The 18081-nt window shown below is 33.0% G+C and carries 16 protein-coding genes, 1 tRNA gene and 2 pseudogenes; 7 read left to right on the forward strand and 12 right to left on the reverse strand.

The features are described 5' to 3' along the window. On the forward strand, positions 1-900 hold the full coding sequence (locus UIB65_RS01320) for a DMT family transporter (RefSeq protein WP_330039347.1): 900 nt from the start codon (positions 1-3) through the stop codon (positions 898-900). 51 nt (positions 901-951) lie between these two features. Further along, complete coding sequence (locus UIB65_RS01325; RefSeq protein ID WP_330039348.1) at positions 952-2838, forward strand: MJ1255/VC2487 family glycosyltransferase; 1887 nt, start codon at positions 952-954, stop codon at positions 2836-2838. 72 nt (positions 2839-2910) lie between these two features. On the opposite strand, the gene UIB65_RS01330 is transcribed toward UIB65_RS01325, so the two are convergent. The 4 genes and pseudogenes from UIB65_RS01330 to UIB65_RS01345 form a co-directional block, all read right to left on the reverse strand. Next, a complete protein-coding gene (locus tag UIB65_RS01330) occupies positions 2911-3621 on the reverse strand; it encodes a DUF4013 domain-containing protein (RefSeq protein WP_330039349.1) in 711 nt (236 codons plus the stop codon). A gap of 146 nt (positions 3622-3767) precedes the next feature. After that, a pseudogene (locus tag UIB65_RS01335) lies at positions 3768-4688 on the reverse strand (transcription initiation factor IIB); the annotation flags it as partial. A gap of 53 nt (positions 4689-4741) precedes the next feature. After that, positions 4742-5029 (reverse strand): Gar1/Naf1 family protein, encoded by a 288-nt coding sequence (locus UIB65_RS01340; protein ID WP_296803710.1) that lies wholly within the window; start codon positions 5027-5029, stop codon positions 4742-4744. Between the two features lie 116 nt (positions 5030-5145). Continuing rightward, complete coding sequence (locus tag UIB65_RS01345) at positions 5146-5883, reverse strand: RraA family protein (protein WP_330039350.1); 738 nt, start codon at positions 5881-5883, stop codon at positions 5146-5148. A gap of 452 nt (positions 5884-6335) precedes the next feature. Between UIB65_RS01345 and dnaG the strand changes: the two genes are divergently transcribed. The 5 genes from dnaG (at position 6336) to UIB65_RS01370 (ending at position 10121) form a co-directional block, all read left to right on the forward strand. Beyond that, positions 6336-7580, forward strand: a complete 1245-nt coding sequence (gene dnaG / locus UIB65_RS01350; protein ID WP_330039351.1) for a DNA primase DnaG — start codon at positions 6336-6338, stop codon at positions 7578-7580. Positions 7581-7736: 156 nt separating this feature from the next. After that, complete coding sequence (locus tag UIB65_RS01355) at positions 7737-8339, forward strand: biotin transporter BioY (RefSeq protein WP_330039362.1); 603 nt, start codon at positions 7737-7739, stop codon at positions 8337-8339. Between the two features lie 48 nt (positions 8340-8387). Further along, positions 8388-8774, forward strand: coding sequence for a DUF1284 domain-containing protein (locus UIB65_RS01360; RefSeq protein ID WP_330039352.1), 387 nt, complete (start codon positions 8388-8390; stop codon positions 8772-8774). A 60-nt stretch (positions 8775-8834) separates the two neighbouring features. Continuing rightward, a tRNA-Gln gene (locus UIB65_RS01365) sits at positions 8835-8906 on the forward strand. A gap of 30 nt (positions 8907-8936) precedes the next feature. Beyond that, complete coding sequence (locus UIB65_RS01370; RefSeq protein WP_330039353.1) at positions 8937-10121, forward strand: ATP-grasp domain-containing protein; 1185 nt, start codon at positions 8937-8939, stop codon at positions 10119-10121. Positions 10122-10388: 267 nt separating this feature from the next. On the opposite strand, the gene UIB65_RS01375 is transcribed toward UIB65_RS01370, so the two are convergent. From UIB65_RS01375 to UIB65_RS01410, 8 genes and pseudogenes are all read right to left on the reverse strand, one after another. Then, positions 10389-11075, reverse strand: a complete 687-nt coding sequence (locus UIB65_RS01375; RefSeq protein WP_330039354.1) for a V-type ATP synthase subunit D — start codon at positions 11073-11075, stop codon at positions 10389-10391. 27 nt (positions 11076-11102) lie between these two features. Then, on the reverse strand, positions 11103-12494 hold the full coding sequence (locus UIB65_RS01380) for a V-type ATP synthase subunit B (protein ID WP_330039355.1): 1392 nt from the start codon (positions 12492-12494) through the stop codon (positions 11103-11105). Positions 12495-12496: 2 nt separating this feature from the next. After that, the gene (locus UIB65_RS01385) at positions 12497-14239 is read right to left on the reverse strand and encodes an ATP synthase subunit A (protein ID WP_330039356.1); all 1743 of its coding nucleotides are present in this window, start codon (positions 14237-14239) and stop codon (positions 12497-12499) included. Continuing rightward, positions 14236-14553: a V-type ATP synthase subunit F gene (locus UIB65_RS01390; protein WP_330039357.1), complete on the reverse strand. Its 318-nt coding sequence runs from the start codon at positions 14551-14553 to the stop codon at positions 14236-14238. The genes UIB65_RS01385 and UIB65_RS01390 overlap by 4 nt, the downstream gene beginning before the upstream one ends. Then, a complete protein-coding gene (locus UIB65_RS01395) occupies positions 14550-15704 on the reverse strand; it encodes a V-type ATP synthase subunit C (protein WP_330039358.1) in 1155 nt (384 codons plus the stop codon). Before UIB65_RS01395 ends, UIB65_RS01390 begins: the two co-directional genes overlap by 4 nt. Positions 15705-15719: 15 nt before the next feature. Beyond that, positions 15720-16604, reverse strand: a complete 885-nt coding sequence (locus tag UIB65_RS01400; protein WP_330039359.1) for a V-type ATP synthase subunit E family protein — start codon at positions 16602-16604, stop codon at positions 15720-15722. Positions 16605-16617: 13 nt separating this feature from the next. Then, entirely contained in the window at positions 16618-17106 is a 489-nt protein-coding gene (locus tag UIB65_RS01405; RefSeq protein ID WP_330039360.1) for a V-type ATP synthase subunit K, read from the reverse strand. Positions 17107-17171: 65 nt separating this feature from the next. Next, positions 17172-18081: pseudogene (locus tag UIB65_RS01410) on the reverse strand (V-type ATP synthase subunit I); the annotation flags it as partial.

The following is an 18081-nucleotide window of genomic DNA, read 5'->3' on the forward strand; positions in this document are numbered from 1 at the left end:
ATGAGGAAATTATACTTAATTTTACCCATCCTAGCAGGTTTCATGTTTGGATCAAGTGGCATATTTGTTCGAACATTAACCCAAAATGGAATAGACCAAACCACATTGCTTTTTTTAAGGTTTTCAATAGCCATTATCCCCATAGCCCTTGCAATACTACTAACCGACAAAAAATTGTTCAGGATAACACTATCTGACATTCCGCTTTTCATTCTATGCGCCATCTGTATCATGGGACTTAATCTGTGTTATAATTACTCAATGAACACAATTCCATTATCCCTTGCAGCAGTATTGCTTTCAACCGCACCAATTTTCGTATTAATATTTGCTTTTATATTTTTTAAAGAAAAAATTACCCTAAAAAAGATAACCTGCATAATATTGGCCATTACAGGATGCTTTCTAATGACCGGAGTTTTAGAAAAGAATCTAGTGAGTTTTTCAATATCTGGAATAATGTCTGGCATTGGTGCCGCATTATTTTGGGCAATCTATCTGATAGCTTCGAAAAAATCTCTCGATTCCGGAAAGCACACTTTCACAATACTGTTTTACTCAGTGATATTAATTTCAGTGTCCTTAATTCCATTTACCAATATTAATCAGATAGTCATATTTATCGACATTAACCCCTTATTAACCACAATATTTTTAATTTTGCACTCTACACTGTCATTTGCACTTCCATATATTCTCTCAACCTTAAGTTTGAATTATATGGAGTCCGGAATTTCATCGATATTATTGTCAGGAGCTGAACCTTCAGCGGCATTGATATTTGGATTTCTGATATATTCAGAAATACCTACAGCATTAATGTTTTGCGGATTTGCATTAACTCTAACGGCCATAATAACATTAGGCAAAAAAGAAAAAAATGAATCAAACAGCACTTAAAAACATATATTTAAAAAAATTTATTAATTTTAAAAAAATAAAATAAAATATATGATATTGAGCATTATTATACCTACATATAATGAAGAAGAATATCTTCCGAACCTTTTGGAAAGCATTGAAAAACAAAGCTTCACCGACTATGAAATCATAATTGCAGACGCAAATTCAACTGACAGAACAAGAGAAATTGCCGAAGAACATGGCTGCACAATAGTTGAAGGAGGCCTTCCAGGAGTAGGTAGAAATAATGGTGCCAAAGTAGCCAAAGGAGAGTATCTGCTATTTTTAGATTCTGATTTGGAGCTTACTGACGATTACCTGCGAAATGTCCTATATGAATTTAGAATGGAAAAACTGGGAATCGCAATCACACAAATGCACCCACTGTCTTCAAAAATTGAAGATAAAATTTTCCACGAATTTGCCAATTATTTTATGATAAGCGTTGAAAAAATAAAACCTCATGGCGCAGGATGTTATGGAATTATTTCAAGAAAAGAATTGCATGACGAATGCGGAGGATTTGACGAATCATTAACCTTTGGTGAAGATACCGATTATATTGAAAGATTAGCTAAAAAAGAAAAGTTTAGAGTTTTGAGAAATGCCCAAATCGGAGTTTCAACAAGACGTCTTGAAGAAGAAGGAATTACCACATTAATTAGACAATATGGAAAGAGTACTGTTAATGATTTTTTAGGAAAACGAACAGATGCCAGTGCCCTCAATTATAATTTCGGCCATGAAAAAGTAACTACAGACGAATTATCCAGACTGGAAAGAACCACTGCACGCTTAAACAAGATAAAAGAAAGTTATAATGAATCTATTCAAAAAATTAACTCAACCAGACACCAATTAAAACCTAAACGAAAAAGAAATAAAAAAATAGTCTTTTATTGTGTGTGCGGTGAAGGAATGGGCCATGCAATAAGAACCGGAGTGATAGTTGACAGAATCAAGGACAAATATGACATTTATCTTTTCTCAAGCGAAAGAGCATATAAATATCTTAATGAAAAATTCGATAATGTTTATGAAATTGGTGGTTTTAACACAGTTTACATCAACAACAAAGTAAATAACTTAAAAACATTATCCAATGCTATAAAAAGAAATCCAACCAATATAAAGGTAGGATATGAAATATTATACAAAAAAGCAAGGCAATTACGACCAGACGTTATTGTAACCGATTTTGAGATTTATGCAACCACAGTGTCCAAAATTTTAAATATTCCTTTAATTAGCTTGGACAACATGCACATAATGACCCAAGCAAAAATTGATTATCCGAAAAATCAATATGTGGAAATGATAAAAGCCAAAGGAGTTATTAAAACATACGTTGTAAAACCTAAAGTACACATTTTAACCAGTTTCTTTTATCCGAAAATTAGACCAGGGAAAAAGGCAGTTATCTATCCCCCAATAATCCGTGAAGATATTTTAAAATTAAAGCCTAGCCAAGGAGACCACATCATCGTTTACCAAACAAGCAAAGAAAGTGTAAAGCTAGTCCATAAATTAAAAGCAATTAAAAATGAAAAATTTATTGTTTACGGATTCAATAAATATGAAGAGGATGGAAATCTGACTTTTAAAGAATTTAACGAAGATGAATTCTATGATGATCTGGCTTCATCAAAAGCAGTATTATGTAATGGTGGTTTTACATTTATTTCAGAAGCCATCTATCTTAAAAAGCCAATATATTCTATTCCTGCAATTGGAAACTTTGAACAAGTATTGAATGCATTTTATGTTCAAAAATTAGGTTATGGAGAGTATCATGAAACAATGAATGTTTCAAAAGTGAAATCATTTTTAAAAAGGCTTCCAAAATACCAAGAACAGCTTGAAACAGTTAAAAGATTCAATAATGATGGAATTATCAATGAATTAATTTATAGAATTGAGAAATATTCCAGATAGCCGTGAAAAAAATCAGAATATAAAATTAACAGAAAGACAATTATAACATATTAAAAAGAAAGAATTGGTTAATTATACATTAGAGTATAACAAACCAGTAGCCCGATTATAGAAAAATATTATATAAACACTTAACACACCCAACACGAATCCGCCAATAATATAATTATAATCAGAGATTGAATCGGAAACAACGAATAGAACAGATCCCATAACAAAAGCCAAAACTACAGTAAAAATAATTTTGATTAAACCTATTTTAAAAATATCAGCCATAGCTTCATTAATTGCTAAAGCTTCCCTTAAACTGTCATTTTTAGCCAACCTGCATCTTGCCATTAATTCCGCCAATGCAAAAATGATGAATAAAACAATACCTATTATTGCAGATATCCATCTTGCTAAAAAAATTGATAAAATTAGAAAAATAACGAACGGCACGAATAAATAAACAATTTCAACCACTACCAATTTAAGTGCATTTGAAAATTGTCTCCTAATATCAATTCCTGGAGAATCACTTCTTCTGTAAATACTCCATTTAACAACATCTATCATATAACCCACGATTAACAATGAGAGAATTAAAAAAAGGAGTATGCCCAATATATCAGCTTCATTAGCAATAATATTATTTACACCCAAGAAGTCTAAAATAAAATCTATAGCAGTTGTACCACCAGAAATACCAGCAATGACTCCCAATACAATAAATATTACTAATGCCTTAATATTTTGCAAAGGATATAACAAAGAATTGCTTAAAATGTCACCCATATCCATATTATACACCATCTTCATAAATTTTAATACATATATAATAGTTTATTTTGAAAAGTATATAAATTTAAATAAAAATGATAATATGAAACAAAAATATTAATAAAAAAAAGAATGATTAATTAAAAAATTAATTAATCAGAATGAAACTATAAAGTTACACCCATTTCCAACTGTTCGGTTAATTCTTTGTACCTATTACGGATGGTTACTTCAGTTACTCCTGCAATGTCTGCAACATCTCTTTGGGTTTTCCTTTCACCAAGCAAGACAGATGCAATATATAATGCAGCTGCAGCAACACCAGTAGGGCCTCTTCCAGAAGTCAAACCTTTTTCCATTGCTTTTTCAATGATTTCAATAGCTTTAGATTGTGCTTCACCAGAAAGACCTAACTCACTTGCAAACCTTGGAACATAATCTACTGGGGAAGTTGGTGGCAATTTAATGTTTAACTCACGAGTTAAGAATCTGTAAGTACGTCCTACCTCTTTTTTGGTAACCCTTGATACTTCAGCAATTTCATCTAAAGTACGTGGCACATTACAACGACGACATGCAGCATACAATGAAGCAGCAACTACTCCTTCAATACTTCTTCCTCTAATCAACTTATTATCCACTGCACTTCTGTAAACAACAGATGCAGCTTCCCTTACACTTCTAGGAAGACCTAATCTTGAAGAGTCCCTATCAAGCTCACTCAATGCAAATGCCAAGTTTCTTTCGGTAGCACCGGAAATCCTAATTTTCCTCTGCCATTTTCTTAATCTATACCATTGTGCACGGTTTCTAGCAGGGATATCACGACCGTAGATATCTTTATTTCTCCAGTCGATCATAGTACTTAAACCTTTATCGTGAATTGTATAAGTAATTGGAGCTCCAACCCTAGTACGTTTATCTCTTTGTTCATGGTCGAATGCTCTCCATTCAGGACCCATATCTACAAGGTTTTCATCAATAACCAAACCACAACGAGCACAAACTACTTCTGCTCTTTCATAATCACCAATCAACTCTTCAGAACCACATTCTGGACAAACAGTTTGTTTATTATCATCAAAAACTTTATCTTTTGGTTCTCTCCTAGTTCTCCTACTTCTACTACTAGGAGCTTCTGTTACTTCTTGTGTCGTGCTTTCATCCTCCTTCTTTTAGGTTTTTTGGATTTTGGTTTTGATACAAATAGTTTTTCACCACAATTTTTTGCAATACGATCTCTATTTGCAGATTTAAACAATCTAATAGAGACATATGGTTGTTTAGTTGGTCCAAAAACATAGCTAACCTTACCAATTTTGTTTTTATTATTATCAAAAACGATTCCACCAGGTGATGGTGTTTTGGAAGACCTAGCTATTAATTTACCAGAATTTGCAATATGCAAACTATTTCCTAAGAATTTCATATAATCAAACTTAAAATCAAATCTGTATCGTTTATATATTATAAAAAAAGTAATATATAAAGATATCGGTAATATTTATATAAACAAATAATTCCTATTTAAATGTTTTACTATTTTTATCTGAGACCAGTAATCTGAGCCAAAGTCATACCTTCACCCAATTTATCCACAATGGTAGATTCAGTTAATTTAACCCCAAGTGCTGAAATCATGACCTTGTTGAATAACTGTTTAGGAATTATAACAACTCCAGTTTCATCACCAAAGAAAAAGTCTCCAGGATTTATTTTATTGCCTTCAATTTCTATAGGTTGATTCAAGGTACCTAAACCAAGAGCAAATCCTGCATTTGGAACAAAATTAGATGCAAAAATAGGGTAATCCATATATAATAAAGCGTCTAAGTCACGAACAGATCCATAAATTACAGTTGCCTTGATTCCATTATTTTTAGCAGAAGTTGAAGCCAATTCTCCCCAAATAGCTTTTTCATCACTGTCTACCTTGAAAAATAAAATATCTCCCTCATCAGCATCATCAATCGCTAAAGCAGAAGTTCCCCAATCATCGCATGATGTTTCAGCAGGATATATGCTTCCCCATACTTTCAAGTTATTAATCGGTTTTATGGATTTTATTGTTCCTGAACGTTGTGCAATACCTTTAAATGCATCTGAAATTTGACAAGCAGAAATATTTTCAAGCAAAGATTGGAGGTTAATATATTCCTTGTAATTGTCCCCATTAAACTTTAAATCATCAACAGTAACCTTTTCTAAATCAATGTCTTCAACATCAACCCTTTTTTCTAAATCCTTATTTTTATTCAAAACATCTTGTGGAGTTATTGACATTACCTCACCATTTTTTATTTTTCTATACATTGATATTACATAAACAATGTTAAAATATTTTTTCAATATAACATATTTTATATATTAGTTTTATCAAAATTAATAAATGTAGTATTATAAAAAAATACTTAAAATTATTATATGCTCATAGAGTTTATTTACATTAATCATTTATTATAATTATTATTAATTAATTCAAAGACAGGAGAAAAATCATAATATTAAGGAATCGAAGATTGGCAAGTTTTATAAATTTCTAATTAATCATATGGAATGAATTAATAAACCCTTAATCGTGTAACACTCCTGATGTATTAGCTCTTTTTTAGTGTATAATAGGTAAAAATATGTTTATCGTATAATTTATGAAAAAAGGTTATTTCCAAGAAATAATCAAATTTTTAGTTATGACATAAATTATCCCGATTAAATTAAGCTTAGGAGGCTTAAATATGGGAAAAGGTGAAGAATTAACTACAACAAAATATTTAATTCATGCCCAAATCACTGCAAACGGTATTGTGGAAAAACCAGATGTTGTTGGTGCAGTATTTGGACAAACTGAAGGATTACTTAGTAATGATTTAGATTTAAGAGAACTTCAAAGAACTGGAAGAATTGGAAGAATACAAGTTAATATTCATTCAAATAGCGGAAGAGCAAAAGGCGAAATCGTTATCCCATCCAGTTTAGATAGAGTTGAAACTGCCATACTCGCAGCATCTCTCGAAACAATCAATCGTGTCGGCCCTTGTGAAGCTAAAATTCAAACTTTAAAGGTTGAAGACGTAAGGGCTGTCAAAAGAGAACAAGTTGTCAACCGTGCAAAAGAAATCTATAAAAACATGGTTGAAAGCGTTGGTCCTGCAAGCATGAAAATGATTGAAGAAGTAAGGGAGGCCATGAGAGTGCACGAAATTTCCGAATACGGAGACGATCGTTTACCAGCCGGCCCAAGTATCCACACTTCCGATGCAATCATTGTAGTGGAAGGACGTAGTGACGTTTTAAACTTACTCAAATATGGTATTAAAAATACCGTTGCTGTTGAAGGAGTTAGTGTCCCTCAATCAATTGGTGAATTGAGTAAAAAAAGAACCACCACTGCATTTGTTGATGGAGACAGAGGTGGAGAACTTATTCTAAAAGAACTATTGCAAATAGGTGACGTTGATTACATTACCCGTGCTCCAAAAGGAAAAGAAGTTGAAGACTTAGAAAAAGATGAAGTATTAGTCGCACTTAGAGATAAAGTTCCTACAGCACAATTTTTAGCAACACACAACATTTTAAATGAATCCAACAGTTCCAATAAAAATAAAGATAACAAGAAATATCAAAATAAAAACTCTAAAAAACATCAAAAATTCACTCCTCGTGAAGAAGTTGTCGAAGAGCCAGTTATCGAAGATGATGAAGTTGGCCTAATGAAAGACATGTTAAAAGAGTTTGAAGGAACTGGCAGCGGAGCTATTTTGGATGAAGCATTGAATATGACCAAAGAAGTTGAAGTGGAAAATATCTACGAAGAAATTAAAGCCATAGAAGGTACTGCAAATAGTGTCATATTTGATGGTGTAATCAGTCAAAGATTAGTGGATGTAGCTTCCCAAAAAGGAATCAAAAAACTAGTTGCTTTTAAATCAATGAATATAGTTAAAAAACCACATGATGTGAAATTAATAACTATAGACTAAATAGAATATATTTAAAGGAAATAGAATTTCTATTTCCAAACTTACTTCTTTTTTAAATCAAACAATATTAATTATTAAATCTGATTTTTCACAAATAATATATAATACCCCCAACATAAATAATATAGGAATTATTATTGGAGGGTAAAAATGGATATTAATATTGATAATTATTATCGTACTAGAAAAAATGTTTTCGAAAGATTTGAAGATTCTAGTACCGCAACTAAATTAGTCATGTCTTTATTAATGGCATGTTTCACTGGTATAATGGCACAAATTATTATACCTCTCCCATGGACTCCAGTACCTATTACCGCACAAACATTTGCAGTTTTATGTTCTGGTTTACTTTTAGGTAAAAAATACGGTTGTTTAAGCCAAATACTTTATGTAATTTTAGGTATTGCATTCATCCCATGGTTTGGTGGAATGACCGGAGGCATTGAAATACTATTAGGATCTACCGGAGGTTTCTTAATCGGATTCATTATTGCATCATATTTCATTGGAGCAATAAGAGACAAATATTGCAGTGCACGTAACTTTACAAGAATGGCAATAGTCATTGGTATTGCAAACTTTGCACTAATTTACATCCCAGGTCTTGCAGGCCTTGCATTATGGTTAAATGCTACCGGAACTCCAGTAAGCATTGTTAATGTTTTAATGATGGGACTTGTTCCATTTATCGCTGGAGATATTGTTAAAATATTAGGTTCTGCTACAGTATCCAAGGTATTTTTACCAAAAGACTAAAAAGGTTTAAACCTTTTTCTTTTTTTTATTTATTTTATTTTTGATATTATGAAACTTGTTTTAAGAGGACATCATCTGTTATGTCTTCAAGGTTTTCAGGGATATGGTTATAATAAGGATTTTGTTAAAAACATGACAAATATCAACAAAAAAAGAAAATCCGAAGATACAACCATTTTGCTTACAAACGAGGCAGATAATATCTGCGAATACTGTCCAAATTTAAAAAATGATTTATGTCAAAATCAATCACAAAACGAAGTAATCAAGTCAATGGACAATGAAGTATTATCCCACATTGATGCAACAAAGGAACATGACAGTCTGGAATTATTTGCTGCAGTTGAAAATATATTTAATTCCAAAGAAAGCGTGGATAAAATCTGTTGTAATTGCAGATGGCATGACGAATGTTTATTTTATCAAAAACTATAAACCGATACTTTTAAATACTACATAATAAAGATATATTAAATGTTGTAATACAACAAATATAGTCCCGTAGGGTAGTGGTAATCCTTCTAGGCTTTGGACCCGGAGACGGCGGTTCGACTCCGCTCGGGACTATTTCAATTAACTATTTTTTATTGATATTTTATGGAAAAGCTATTACTTATTGGAATTGATACAAGAAGTATGCTTAATAGTGCTTTAAAGCTAGATTACACTATTTATTCTACCAGTTATTTTTCAACATCAGATACTCCGACAATCAAAAACCAAAAGATTATTCTAAAAGAAGAGGATGGAATAAGCTGTGGAGTTTTTGAGGATAAATTTAACAGTACAGACATTATAGAACTATCAAGAGATTATATTGATGAGGTTGATTACATAATTCCGATTTCTGGGGTTTCACCGTCTGACTTTACAAAAAAAGATCAAAAAAAGATTTTGGGAAATACTAATGTAAAAAATATAGAAAATAAGTTCAGGTTTTACCAAAAAATAAAAGAAAAGTTTTTAACTCCTATGACTTTTAGTGTAAGTGATATAGATGAAGTCCATGAAATATGTAAAAATTATCCAAACACCCAATTTATTTTAAAACCCGTGCAAGGAAGTGGCGGGTATGACATCAATCTTTTAGATAAAACTAGTGAAATACAATTTAACGATAGTGAATTTATTCTTCAAGAATACATATCTGGAATCAATGTAAGTTCATCAGTTCTTGCAAATAAAAATGATGCAAAAACAATCATGAACTCCAGATTGTTAACAATGCATGACACTGAAAAAAATAACAGTTTCATATATGTTGGAAACATTTTGCCCTTAACAAAAAAATCAATTATGGCTGATGTTGAAGACATTGATAAAATAAACGCTGAAATGAGAGACACCTCCGAAAATTTAGCGAAAAAATTTAAGTTAAACGGATCAAATGGTGTAGATTATATCATTAATGAAAATGGATTGTACGTTATCGAAATTAATCCAAGGATTCAGGGTACATTTGAATGTGTTGAAAACTCTTTAGGAATAAATATGTTAGATGCGCATATTAAAGCCTGTAATGGTGAAATAATTGAAATTCCAAAAGCAAAATATTACTCATACAAAAAAATAATTTATTCACCAACAAGAGTGAAATATGAAAAAATAAACTTAAACAATATCTATGACCTGCCACACATAGGTTCCATCACCGAAAAATCTGAACCTCTGCTTACAATAATTGATAAAGATAAAGATTTTGAAAAATTATATAAAAAAGTTGAATTATCCAGTGAAAAAGTAAATAACTTAGCTATACCATTCCAACCAGATGTAAAATAAATATTATTAGCCCAATTGTTATCATAAAAGTAGTAATAATCATAACCCTAGTAATCCAAATAAATACTTTAGCTTTATTGTCAGGGTCTTTCATATATTGGTCAATTGGATTTCTTTTCATTTTAAACACACTTTCTCGAAATTTCTAGTAAAAAATAATTTTACAATAACTTACTAAAATAAACAAATTTTAAAAATAAATAAATCATATAACTTTAATTTAAAAAATATAAAAAATAAAAGAAAATGAGAAGTATTAAGAAAATTTTAAGCTTCTGCATTTTTAGCTGCTTCAGCCGCAGCAGCAGCTTTTTCATTTTTCTCAATAGTTGACCTAATCATTTTCAATCTTACGAAGTTTTCCCTTTCCATTTCTTGGAGTCTCATATCAATATACTTTTCAGTATTTTGGAATCTTGGAATCATAATATGTTCCAAAGCATTTACTCTACGTTTAGTAGCTTCGATTTCTTCAGCGAGCAAGAAAATTGTTTTTTCTACCTCACCCAGTTCGATTAAGTACTTAACAGATTCCTCGAATTTTTTAGCAGCTTCGTCTAATTGAATTGTGGTGTCAGAAAATCCATAACCTCTGTCAATAATGGACCTTTCTTCCATTTTTACATCAGTAACAGGTACTGCAACACCCATAACACTTCTTGAAGTAATCTCAACATCTATGGATTCTTTTACAGATAAAGCTGCTTTTTTAACAGCCAAATCACCCATTGCAATTTGAGCTTCAAGTAATGCATCATTTGCTTCTTTAAGACTTTGTTCTGCGTTTTCACGAATACCTTTGACACGATCCAAGATATCAAAAAACTCTTTAATTAAAGCGTCCCTTTTCTCTTTAAGCAAACCATGCCCTTTAACAGCAAGTTTTGTCCTATTTTTAAGAGACAATAATTCCATACGAGTTGGATTAATTCCATCTATAATATCTTGTGCCATTTAATCACCTACAGTACTGCAATGAGACTAGTCATCTTTTGGAAGGTATTGTTCAATAAATTCTTCTTTAACCCTTTTGAGTTCAGATTTAGGTAAGATTTTAAGTAAACTCCAACCAAGATCTAAAGTTTCAAAGATTGTTCTGTCTTCATCTTTACTTTGGGTAATGAATTGGTCTTCAAATGCTTGAGCAAATTCTAAGAACTTTTGATCCCTTTCAGTAAGTGCTTCTTCCCCTACAACCGCAACGAGGTCTCTTAATTCACGACCTTCTGCATACGCAGAATAAAGTTGGTCAGATACACCACTGTGGTCATCCCTAGTTTTTTCTCCACCGATACCACCACTCATCAAACGAGAAAGTGAAGGAAGTACGTCTACAGGAGGGTAAATACCTTTCCTTGAAATTTCCCTACTTAATACGATTTGTCCTTCGGTAATATAACCGGTTAAATCAGGAATTGGGTGAGTGATATCGTCTTGAGGCATAACTAAGATAGGCATTTGAGTAATAGAACCTTCTTTACCATCGATACGTCCTGCTCTTTCATAGATACCTGCGAGGTCAGTATACATGTATCCAGGATAACCTCTTCTTCCAGGTACTTCTTCCCTTGCTGCAGAAATTTCCCTTAAAGCTTCACAGTAGTTAGTCATATCTGTTAAGATAACTAATACTTGCATACCTAAGGTAAATGCATAATATTCAGCAGTGGTCAAAGCCATTTTTGGAGTTAAAATCCTTTCAATAGCAGGGTCGTCTGCTAAGTTCATGAATACTGTTAATTTTTCTAATGCTCCAGTACGTTCGAAGTCTCTCATAAAGAAGTTTGCTTCTTCGTTTGTAATACCCATAGCTGCGAAAATTACTGCGAATTCATCGTCAGCACCTAATACTTTAGCTTGTCTTGCAATTTGTACAGCTAAATCGTTGTGAGGTAAACCAGATCCTGAAAAGATAGGAAGTTTTTGTCCTCTTACTAATGTGTTCATTCCGTCAATGGTAGAGATACCAGTTTGAATAAATTCTTCTGGGAATTCACGAGAAGCAGGGTTCATAGGAGCCCCATTAATATCTAATTCTTCATCAGGTATGATTTCTGGACCGCCATCAATAGGTTTACCAATACCGTTGAAGATACGTCCCATCATATCTCTGGATACACCGATTTTTGCGGTTTGACCAGTGAATCTTGTTTTGGTATTTTTAGTGTTTAAATCATTAGTTCCTTCAAAAACTTGAATAACAGCAACATCTTTAGTTACTTCAAGAACTTGTCCACTTCTTTTTTCACCAGTAGGTGTTTCAATATCTACAATTTCATTGTAACCAACGCCTTCTACTCCTTCAACAACCATTAAAGGACCTGAGACTTCAGATACAGTAGTATATTCCCTAGTTTTAATATTTGTATTCATTTTTAAGCCTCACTGCATTGTTTAGTAATTGCGGATTGAATTTCTTCAACTTTTGCATCAAATTCGTCTTGTGGTATGTATTTCATTTTACCGATTTCTTCTTTAACAGGTAATGCTACAATATTTGCAATTGGAGCTCCTCTGTTAACAGCTGCAAGAGATTCTTTGTAGAATAAAAGAATTGTTTTTAACATTTTGTATTGTTTATCTGGTGCACAGTATGTATCTACGTCATCAAATGCATTTTGTTGTAAGAAATCTTCTCTTAACATACGGGTAGTTTCTAAGGTAGCTTGGTCAGTTTCAGGTAATGCATCAGGACCAACTAATTGTACAATTTCTTGTAACTCGGATTCTTTTTGTAATAATCCCATAGCTTGGTCACGAGTTGCTCTCCAATCTGCTGCTACATTTTCAGCCCACCAACCTTCAATACTGTCCACATATAATGAATAACTTTGTAACCAGTCAATTGAAGGGAAGTGACGTTTATCCGCAAGGGATGCATCTAATGCCCAGAACACTTTACAAATACGTAATGTGTTTTGAGTAACAGGTTCAGATAAGTCCCCACCAGGAGGTGATACAGCACCAACTACAGAAATGGATGCAACATTTGGTTCAGTACCAATAGTTTTTACCCTTCCTGCTCTTTCATAGAATTGTGCTAATCTAGATGCTAAGTATGCAGGGTAACCTTCTTCCCCAGGCATTTCTTCTAATCTTCCAGAAATCTCCCTCATAGCTTCTGCCCATCTTGAAGTTGAGTCTGCCATAAGTGCTACATCGTAACCTTGGTCACGATAGTATTCAGCAATAGTAATACCAGTATATACACATGCTTCACGAGCTGCTACCGGCATGTTTGAAGTGTTTGCAATAAGAACTGTTCTGTCCATCAATGGGTTACCAGTTTTAGGGTCGTCGAGGAATGGGAATTCAGTAAGTACTTCAGTCATTTCGTTACCACGTTCTCCACATCCAATATATACAACGATATCTGCGTCAGCCCATTTAGCTAATTGTTGTTGAGTAACAGTTTTACCTGATCCGAAAGGACCTGGAATAGCAGCTGCTCCTCCTTTAGCTACGGAGAAGAAAGTGTCTTGTGCTCTTTGTCCAGTGACTAATGGTATATCTGGATCTAATTTTTCTATGTATGGACGGCTTCTTTTTACAGGCCATTTTTGAAGCATTTGAACTTTTTCACCAGCTACTTCAGCGATGTCTTCTAATACAGTGTAGTCGCCTTCAGCTGCAATTTCAGTTACTTCACCTTCGAGAGTTGGTGGAACCATAACTTTATGCAATACTGCAGTAGTTTCTTGTACTTCACCAAGTACATCTCCACCTTTTACAATATCTCCAACTTTAGCTACTGGTTTGAATGTCCATTTTTTCTCTTTGTTAACAGAATCAACATCAATTCCTCTTGCAATGAAGTCACCAGATTCCTCCCTGATGATTCTTAAAGGTCTTTGAATTCCATCAAAAATTGAACTCATTACACCAGGACCGAGTTCTACAGACAATGGACCTCCAGTACATTCAACTACTTCACCCGGTTGAATACCGGCTGTTTCTTCATATACTTGGATAGTTGCGGTGTCACCTTCTAATTCGATGATTTCTCCAATAAGCTTCTCATCACCTACTCTAACCATCTCAAGCATCTGAGCCCCTCTCATACCATCTGCGATAATAACAGGCCCAGCAATCTTAATAATATTTCCTTCAATAATCATTTAACCATCTCTACCCCGATAACTCTTTTAATAAGGTCATTTATTTGATCAGATGATCCTCCTGAGGACCCATCTTTATCAGGTATTTCAATTATCATTGGTAAAACATTTGAACCAATTTTTCTATTAATATGATTTCTTATTTCATTAGCCAATAATTGAGTAATGATAATAATTGAAATTTCATCATCTAAAAATTTATCAAAAGCTGCGATAGCTTCTTCAGAAGTACTGACAACTTCTGCTTTTTTGACACCACCTAACCTAAAACCTGATACAGTGTCAATATCACCTATAATTGCTACAGAACTCATATTAACATCTCCATGATTTTTGAATTAGGGAAGTTTGCTTCTCTTTTTGCTCTTGCAATAATTTTTAAATTTTTAATTTCATTTTCTTTTTGACTTAAATAACCAATAATTGGACCAACACCTAATGGTTTTTTAGAAGATAAAGATTTCGCATAGTTAGATGCATAAACATCCAATGCTTTTTCAAATACTGCAACTGAACCAGTTTCATTGTATACTGGCATTACATCAGTTAATGCTTCAGCATATTTTGTTCCTTCTAAACCAGACACTACATTTGTAACATCAGGAGATTCCATTAAATCTTTAAGTTTCCATTCACGTAATTGGTATCCTTCTTCTAATATATAAGGAGCGACAGCGTCATAGTCAAGGCCATCTTGTTTAGCCCTTATAATTAGTTTAAGATTAGCTACATCAACTTGAGTTCCAACATATGAATACATAATTTGTCTGTTTTCATCTGCAGGAACATCAGAAGAACGTAATAACTTGCCTAAATAATATTTATCTAAAGCAGATTCTAATGGAAGAATCATATTAGTGCTTTCATATTGTGGAAGAGCATCTTCTAAAGCAGTTGCGTATTCAGTACCGTCCAAACTTGTGACAATGTCAGATACATTTTCAGAATCAGCTAAGGATTCTAACTGTGCATATAATGATCCGCAAGGAATTAATAATTCTCTTGTTTCATCACCATTAAGACCAACTTCCTTAGCAGTTAAAAGACTTTTAATATTATCTATGTCTGATTTTTTAGACATGATAACAAAAGGATCTTTTACTTCCTTAGGAGCCAATCTTGCAATAAAGTCATAAGTATTAGCACGTTCTACATCTAATGCTTTATCAAGAGGATATTCATCAAGAACATCAGCATAATCAGGAACACCTTTAAGATAATTTTCAACTTCTTCTACATTGTTTGTTTCAACAATTTCAGAAATTTGTTTTTCATCAAATAATCTTCCTTTTCTAGCTCTTACTCTTGCACTTGGGTTAAGATAAGGATAAATGTCCAAAATTGGTCTGGATGTAATGATTACAACTACTGCACCAACAACAAGTAACGCGATTACACAAAATGCCAAGAAGGTTTCTTGTGTAAGACCTAATGCACTTATTAAGGTAGCAATTCCATCTGCCATAATTTATCCTCCTAATTATTTAAATAATATTTCAGCAACTTCACTACGTAAGACACTTTTATATCTTTCTAATCTTGCATCAATTGTGTTATTTACTTCAACAGATCCATCAGCGGTTTTTAAAATAACTCCACCAATTGCATCAATAGGTTCTCCTATTGTTAAATTGATATTTTCTAATTGGAAAGAGTATAAACCATTTTCTGACAATCCTTCTTTCATCATTTTTGTATCAATTTCATTTAAATGAATAAGTAAATTAAGATGCTCAATTTCATCAGCAGCCTCTTTAATTAACTTAGCTAATAAACTTTCATATTCATCACGGTCGGAAATTGACTCATCAATTGATTTATCAACTTTAACAGCACCATCATGAGTTTTTACAATTGCTCCACCTATAATATCTACAGGGTCACATAATGTGAAGATAACATTTCCTAATTTGAAAGAGTCAAGCATCACATCTGAAGATAATTCACTTTTTAAGTTATTTGTATCGGCTTCATTTAATTGAATAATTAAATCATCACTACCAAGTTCATCAGCAGCTTCTTTAATCATCTTAGTTAATGCAATTTCATATTCTTCATCACAGGAAGCAGCTTTTGCTCTTAACTCATCAGTAGCTTTTGCGAAAGCAGCTTCAATGACTTCTTCTTTAGCGCCTAATTCAGCTCTACGAGCATTCATCTTAGCTTCAGAGATAATTTGCTGATATCTCATTTCAGACTGTTTTTTACCATTATCTGATATTTTAATCTTTTCAGTTTCTGCGGTTTTTTCAGCTTTTGCAGTAATTGTTGCAACTTCTGCATTAGCTTCTTGAATGATTACATCAGCTTTCTCTTGGGCTTCAGACATAATGCTTGAAACAATTTTATCTGTGCCTGAGCTCATATAAATTGCCTCCTTAACCTAAGATTCCACCAAATACCATAAGTAAAATAGCAATCAAGAAACCGTAAATAGCTTGTGTCTCTGGTAATGCAGAGAAAATAATACCACGAGCAAACATATCATTGTCTTCTACAATAGCACCGACGGAAGATGCTGCAGCGATACCTTGTCCCATACCGGAACCTAAACCTGCGAAACCAATGGATGCACCTACACCGATAGCGATAATACCTGCTTCTAAAGTCATTTTAGTAGCTTGTCCACCTAATAAACCGGAGAATACTAATAATAAGATTGCAACCAAGAACCCATAAATAGCTTGAGTTTCTGGTAATGCAGAGAAAATAATACCTCTTGCAAACATGTCGTTATCTTCTGCAACTGCACCTACAGAACCAGCAGCTGCCATACCTTGACCTAAACCGGAACCTAATCCAGCAAAACCGATTGCCACTCCAGCACCAATAGCTGCTAAAGCAGCACCTAATCCTATTTCTGCCATATTTAATTCACCTTTGAAATAATATTGATTTTTTTAAATTAATTTATAGATTAAATGAAAAATTTTTAATTTTTAATTTTTGTAAATGTCCTTTTTGCTTTGAAAGCTTCGAATTTACCTTTACCTTCCATGAAGAATTGAGAGAAGAATTCTACATAGTTAAGACGTAAAGCGTTAATGAATGCACCCAATACTTGGAACAGGAAGTTTGCGATATGACCGAATATAAATATGAGTATAGCAAGGAGGATACCTATAAATGGAACCATATCATTTACTAAACCGGTTAAAATGTTTACAGTCATAGCAATACCACCAGTAGCTAAACATAATGCTAAAAGACGTGCGTATGATAAAACATCTCCTAAGAAACCGAAAATATCCATTACACCATATGCACCGTTAGCCCAAATGAGCATTCCAATAGTTGCAACGATTAATATTGCGCCCAATACAGTTCCTATTAAACCTGTTGCAGGAAGTGGTATTCCGAACTTTGCAGTTAAATTCAATCCTGAAACAAGTAGAATAATTCCTGCTTCAAAAACAAACCAACATAATTGAGAACCAATAGCCTCTTTAACATTACCATATCTTAAGTTGTTGATTGCACCTAAGATAAAACCGATGTTTGTGTAAATAAGACCTATTGCGATAGCAATAATTAATATTGTATCAGGATGCTTAAATGCATCAACTGCCTCAATTACAGTTGGCAATTTATATTTAAAGAATTGGTCAGGGAAGTTTCCAAGGAAACCGTTAGTTATCATACCCAGTATAAATGACCACAGACCGGACCAGATTAAAATCCAACCAAATGAACGCATAGATTCTTTGATTTTACCTAATCCTTTTAACAATACAACACCAATAAGAGATACAAATAATCCATAAACTGCATCGGTTAAACAGAAACCGAAGAAAAATGGGAATGTGATTGCAGCAAATATTGTTGGATCCATTGCGTTATAA

Source organism: Methanobrevibacter sp. (assembly GCF_036307625.1).
Taxonomy (GTDB): Archaea; Methanobacteriota; Methanobacteria; order Methanobacteriales; family Methanobacteriaceae; genus Methanocatella.